5 protein-coding genes are annotated in these 6,060 nt (G+C 65.7%); 3 read left to right on the top strand and 2 right to left on the bottom strand.

Going from position 1 to position 6,060, the window contains the following annotated elements; genetic code table 11:
• Both I5M_RS12770 and I5M_RS12760 read right to left on the bottom strand, forming a co-directional pair.
• A partial coding sequence (locus I5M_RS12770; RefSeq protein WP_051048733.1) for a D-alanyl-D-alanine carboxypeptidase family protein occupies positions 1-1,389 on the bottom strand: 1,389 nt, incomplete at its 3' end.
• 236 nt (positions 1,390-1,625) lie between these two features.
• Complete coding sequence (locus I5M_RS12760) at positions 1,626-3,431, bottom strand: glucan ABC transporter ATP-binding protein/ permease (protein ID WP_022721758.1); 1,806 nt, start codon at positions 3,429-3,431, stop codon at positions 1,626-1,628.
• 395 nt (positions 3,432-3,826) lie between these two features.
• On the opposite strand from I5M_RS12760, the gene I5M_RS12755 reads away from it, so the two are divergent.
• The 3 genes from I5M_RS12755 to I5M_RS12745 all read left to right on the top strand — a co-directional run.
• Entirely contained in the window at positions 3,827-4,216 is a 390-nt protein-coding gene (locus I5M_RS12755; RefSeq protein ID WP_022721757.1) for an NADH-quinone oxidoreductase subunit A, read from the top strand.
• The gene (locus tag I5M_RS12750; RefSeq protein WP_022721756.1) at positions 4,213-4,836 is read left to right on the top strand and encodes an NADH-quinone oxidoreductase subunit B family protein; all 624 of its coding nucleotides are present in this window, start codon (positions 4,213-4,215) and stop codon (positions 4,834-4,836) included. Before I5M_RS12755 ends, I5M_RS12750 begins: the two co-directional genes overlap by 4 nt.
• A partial coding sequence (locus I5M_RS12745; RefSeq protein ID WP_022721755.1) for an NADH-quinone oxidoreductase subunit C occupies positions 4,833-6,060 on the top strand: 1,228 nt, incomplete at its 3' end. The genes I5M_RS12750 and I5M_RS12745, both read left to right, overlap by 4 nt.

Genomic DNA, 6,060 nt, shown 5'->3' with positions numbered 1-6,060 from the left:
CGTCGCGGCGGTCTTCGGCTTCTTCGCCTTTGGCTTGGCGGCGGGCTTGTCGGTCGCCGCCTGGGCCGTTGAAGCGTCGGGCTTTGCGCGAGCGTGCTTGGGATGCGCCGGCTTCGCTGCAGGCTTGTTGGGGTCGACGGTGACGGATACGCGCTTCGGCTTCTCCGTTTCCCTTTCCGACGCCGCTTCGCTGCCGGCGGCCTGTTGCGGCTCGTCCTTTTGCTTGGTGCCCTTCTTCTTGGCGTGCTTCTTCTTGCCCGGATGCGCCTGTTGCTGACTGTCGGCCGCGACGGCAGCGATCAGCGCGGCGCCGGTGCGGGTCGGCCCTGTGTAGACGACGACAGGTTCGGCCGGCGCAGGATCGGCGGCGATCATGTCGACCGGGCGCAGCGTCGGGGTCGTGAACATGGACAGCACGTTCTCGCCGCTCGCGCCGGCCACGGTCTCGTCTTCGTCGCTGGCCGGACGCTTGCGCTTGGGGCCGCACATTTCGTCGCGCAGGTTCGGCGGCTCGGCGGCGATCGGCGCCAGATTGTCGACGGTGCCAAGCGACGGCGTCAGCCAAGCCAGCGTGTTGGTGGAGAAGCCGCGCTCGAGCAGCTGCGCCGCCTTGACGGCGCGGTCCGTTCCGGAGTTGGCGCCGAGCACGACGGCAATCAGGCGGCGGCCGTTACGGGTGGCGCTGGCGACGAGGTTGTAGCCCGAGGCGCAGATGAAACCGGTCTTGAAGCCGTCGGCGCCCGGATAGCGGCCGATCAGCTTGTTGAAGTTGCGGGTGACGCGCTTGCCGAACTTCATCGCCGGGATGTGGACGAAGTACTCGTACTCCGGCTCGTCATGAATGATAGCGCGGGCCAGGATCGCCAGATCGCGAGCCGAGGTGACGTGGCCGTCGGCCGGCAGACCGTTGGGATTGACGTAGTGGGTCTGCGTCATGCCGAGCTTTTCGGCGGTCTGGTTCATCATGTCGGCGAAGCCGTCGACCGAGCCGCCGACGGCTTCGGCGAGCACCACCGCCATGTCGTTGGCGGACTTCACCATCATCATCTTCAACGCATTGTCGATGGTGACCTGCGTGCCGGGACGAAAGCCCATCTTCGACGGCGATTGTGCGGCCGCGACCGGCGACACCGTCGCCAACGTGTCGAGCGTGATGCGGCCCTGCTTCACAGCCTGCAGCGTGACGTACAGTGTCATCAGCTTGGTGACCGAGGCCGGATACCACGGATAGGTGGCATTCTCGGCGACCAACACCTTGCCGGTATCGGCTTCGACCAACAGCAGCGCTTCGGCTTGAGCGCCACGCGCCAGCGCGGTGAGAGCGAACAAAGCCGCGACCAGCGCGACAAACAACGAGGACCGACGAGGCTGCACGACTTTGGAAAGCACGATCCGATTCCGGTCCTTCGAGATTCTCGACGCGGCTCGGATGCGCGACCCTGGCGGCGCGATCAGTCCGGTCCGTGGCGAGATCTAAACGAGTTGACGTTCGGGTTCAGGCGGTGGCCCCAGCAAACCCGACCCTATACCGGCTCGCGCTGCGAGAACAGAGCTTGGGGTGACTTATTCATGGACGAAAGGGGCCGAAATTCGGCGGTGGCGTCGGGAGTTATGTACCGCCGCGCTCACAGATTTGTGGCTGCGGCCTGCGTGTCGCTGGCCGGCCCGGATGCATTCGCCTGCAGCATGAATTGCGCGCGGGCAAGTTCCGCAAAATAGCCGCGCTGCGCGATCAGTTCGTCGAACGTTCCGCTTTCGATCACGCGCCCGTTGTCGAACACCAGAATGCGCGTGGCGTGCCGAATGGTCGAGAGCCGGTGCGCGATGACGAAGGTGGTGCGGCCCTTCATCACCTCGTCGAGCGCCAGATTGATGCGCGCCTCGGTGACGGCGTCGAGCGCCGAGGTGGCTTCGTCGAGAATCAGGATCGGCGGGTCTTTGAGCAACGCCCGTGCGATCGACAGCCGCTGGCGCTCGCCTCCGGACAGCATGCGGCCGCGTTCGCCCGCCAGCGTGTCGAATTTGTTGGGGCTGCGCTCGATGAAGTCGAGCGCCTGAGCGCGCTCGGCGGCGGCGCGCAGTTCGGCCTCGGTCGCGTCGGGTTTGCCGACCCGCAGATTGTCGGCGATGGTGCGGTCGAACAGCAGCGCTTCCTGAAACACCACGCCGATGTTTCGTCGCAGTGCTGACAGCGTCAGGCCGCGGATGTCCATGCCGTCGATCTTGATGAGTCCGGATTGTGGATCGAAGGCGCGATGCAGCAGCGCGATCGCGGTGGACTTGCCGGCGCCGGTGGCGCCGACCAGCGCGATGGTCTGGCCGGGAAGCGCCGTGAAGCTCAGATCCTCGACCGCCGGCCGCTTGCCGTCATAGGAGAACGACACGTCGTTAAATTCGATGAGTCCCTGCAGTCGGCCGGGATCGATCGCATCGGGCCGGTCGTGCACCGCCGGCACGGCGTCGAGCACGTCGATGAATTCTTTCAGCCGTGGTGCTTCCAGCAGCACGTTGTTGACGAAGCTCACGACTTGCTCGAGCCGCTGGATCAGAAGCGACGCAAATGACACGAACATCACGATCTCGCCGACGCTGGTGAGACCTTGCTGGTTGAGCCAGATTCCGAGCGCGAAGATGCACAGGATGGTGATGGTGGTGGAGGCGCGGGTGATCACCGTCACCAAGGCCCACCACGACAGCACCGGCATCTGCGCCGCCAACAGCTTCTCGGAGACGAAGCGCAGCCCCTGCACCTCGGCATCGACGCGCACGAAGCTCTGCACCAGCGCGACGTTCCCGAGCGCGTCGGAGGCGCGCGCCGACAGGTCGCTGTATTGTGTCTCGACTTCGCCCTGCATGCCGTAGGTCTTGTGCACGACCAGCGTCGTCAGCACGGTGAACACCACGCACAGGCCGAACAGCAAGAGCGCCAGCCGCCAGTTGATGTACAGCGACAGCGGCAGCAGCACGACAAGCGACAGGATGGCGGCGAAGTGCTCGCGGAAGAAGCCGAGCCACAGCCGCCACAGCGCGTCGGTGCCGTTGAGCATCACCTTCATCAGCCGGCCGCTATGCGTGCCGGTGTGGAACGTCATCGGCAGCTGCAGGATGTGCTCGAAGTAACTGGTGAGCACGACCTGGCGCTGGCGATGTGCCAGCCGGTCGGCATGCAGCGCGACGGCGGCCGAGCAGACGATCGTGAACAGGCCGAACGCCACCCATGCGCCGAGCAGCGGCCAGGGCGAGCGCGTCTCCGGCGCCAGCGCGCCGGTGGCGAGATTGCCGCTGAGGACATCGACGATGCGACCGAACAGCACCGGTTCGGCGAACTGCGCGATGGCCAGCAGCAGATTGGCGACCGCCAGAATCCAGGCGAGCCGGGCCTCCTTGCCGAGGAGCTGAAGCACGCGGGTATACAGGCGAAGCAGCGGCATGGCCGGTCTCGGACCGAGGGAACCGACTCAATGATTAAAGCAGTTCACGCCGCTTCGAAATGAGCGGCGCGGGTTGTCCACGCACGGCGTGACTCGTGGCCGGCCGTTATCATCCCAGGGCGGCAACGTGCCGCAGCCGAGTCCGCCCGACCAATTCGGGGCCGGCGCGACCCGTGAGATGGTTATGAAACGCCCCCTCCTGGCGGCGTTTCAGCATAAGCTGGTGAGTTCCCAAGTGCCGGATCCGCCTGCGGATTTTTCCTGAGACCCGCTGCCGGCTTGATCGGCGTCAAGCGGTCTGGACGGTCTGGGTGTCATGATCCCGCCGTCAACGAAAAAAGCTCCATCCCCGCTCCGGGTCGCTCTGATCCGCTCGTCGTTCGGGAGTTCATCCGGTGGGTGACTTGATCTTTCCGCTCAGTCCCGGCGCAGCCCTCGCCATTCACGTCGCGCTCTCCGCGGCGATCGTCGTCGCCATCATCTTCGTGGCGGCATGGCTGCGCGAGAAACGCTCCGGTGCGCGGGCCGACGTGCCGTATGAGGGCGGCGTGCTCCCGGCGCAGCCGCAGCAGGGGCCGCTCAATGCGCCGTACTTCCTGATCGCGGCGCTGTTCGTGATCTTCGATATGGAAGCCGCGATCCTGTTCGCCTGGGCGGTCGCCGCGCGCGACACCGGCTGGACCGGCCTGATCGAAGCCGCGGTGTTCATCGGCGTGCTAGCCCTAGCCTTGGTTTATCTGTGGGCGGATGGCGCGCTCGACTGGCACAAGGAGCGCCGGCGATGAATACGCCCTTCACGCCGCCGCAACCGGCCGGACATGTATCGGTCGAAGAACACATGGCGCTGTCCAGCCTGTTCACCACGCTCGAAGGCCTCACGGCGTGGTCGCGCAAGCACAGCCTGTGGCCGTTCAATTTCGGTCTGTCGTGTTGCTACGTCGAACAGGTCACCGTGCTGACGCCGGTCTACGATCAGGCGCGGTTCGGCGCCGAAGTGATCCGCGCCTCGCCGCGGCAGGCAGATCTGCTGGTCGTCTCCGGCACCGTGTTTCACAAGATGGCCGCGCCGCTGTTGCGGCTGTACGAGCAGATGCGCGCGCCGCGCTGGGTGATCGCGATGGGCGCCTGCGCCTGTTCGGGCGGCATGTACGACATCTACTCGGTGGTGCAGGGCGTCGATCGCTTCATTCCGGTCGACGTTTACGTACCCGGTTGTCCGCCGCGGCCCGAGGCGGTGCTCGACGCGTTGATCATGCTGCAGCAGCAGGTCGGCACCGAGCGCCGGCCGCTGGGCGTCACCGTCGGCAACACCGCAGGCCTCGGCTTCGATGCGCCGCGCCGGCGCGACCAACGTCACGACGAGCGCATGGCGCAAACCCTTCTCGATCCACCGGAGCGATTGTGAGCACGACCGAACTCGTCGGCGAGCTCTGCGCGCGGTTTGGAGACGCGGTGCTGGGCGAGCAGATCACCCACGAGCACTTCCCGACGCTGTGGATTCGTGCCGAAGCGTCGGTCGAGGTGCATCGCTATTTGAAAGACGAGATCGCGCAGCCGTTCCGGATGCTGGTCGATTTGTGGGCGATCGACGAGACCGCGCGCAAGCATCGCGAAGGTCAGCCGCCGAGCGGCATCACCATCGCCAGCCATCTGCTGTCGCACGACCGCAACGCCGACATCCGTATCAAGACTCCGCTCGATGCGGAGTATCCACGCGCTAAATCGATTACGGGCGTATTTCCGAACGCAGCCTGGTACGAGCGCGAAGCCTTCGACATGTTCGGCGTCGAGTTCGAGGCGCGGCCGCATTCGCAGCGCATCCTGCTGCCGCCCGGATGGGAAGGCCATCCGATGCGCAAGACCCAGCCTGGCCGCGCCACCGAGCGCCCGCTGTTCAACATGACGGCGACGCTGTTCGACGCCAAGGAGCACGCGCTGGTCGCCGACGCCGAGCGCTTCGGCCTGCCGACGCATCGCGACGGCGTCGAGCTGATGATCCTCAACTACGGGCCGCACTCGATGGCCACGCACGGCGTGTTTCGCGTCGTGCTGGCGCTCGACGGCGAGGAGATCGTCGCGGCGAGGCCCGACATCGGCTTCCACCATCGCGGCGCCGAGAAGATGGCCGAGCGCCAGACCTGGCACAACTTCCTGCCGTACACCGACCGCGTCGATTACCTGGGCGGCGTGATGGGCGAGATGCCGTATCTGCAGGCGGTCGAGAAGGCCTGCGGCATTCGCCCGCCGGACCGGGCGCTGATGGTGCGGATCATGTTGTCGGAAATGTTCCGCATCATGAATCACCTGCTGTTCTACGGCACCATGGCGCAGGACACCGGGGCGATGTCGCCGGTGTTCTACATGTTCACCGACCGCGAGCGCGGCTACCGCGTCATCGAATCCATCACCGGCGCGCGGATGCATCCCGGTTACTTCCGTATCGGCGGGCTGTCGATGGACCTGCCGGAAGGCTGGGACAAGATCGTCCGCGAATTCCTCGACTGGATGCCGTCGCGACTCGACGATTACGAAGGCATGGTGCTGCGCAACGAGATTTTCCAAGCGCGTACCAAGGGTGTCGCGGCTTACGACACCGCGATGGCCATCGATTTGGGCGTCAGTGGGCCCG

The sequence above is a fragment of the Rhodopseudomonas sp. B29 genome (assembly GCF_000333455.1).
Lineage (GTDB): Bacteria > Pseudomonadota > Alphaproteobacteria > Rhizobiales > Xanthobacteraceae > Rhodopseudomonas.
Note: the sequence above shows the minus strand (reverse complement) of the source record. Positions and strands in the feature narration are given on the sequence as shown.

Excerpts from the sequence above, each read along its gene's own strand:
- I5M_RS12760 (WP_022721758.1), bottom strand. The coding sequence starts at position 3,431 with ATGCCGCTGCTTCGCCTGTATACCCGCGTGCTTCAGCTCCTCGGCAAG.
- I5M_RS12750 (WP_022721756.1), top strand. The coding sequence starts at position 4,213 with ATGAATACGCCCTTCACGCCGCCGCAACCGGCCGGACATGTATCGGTC.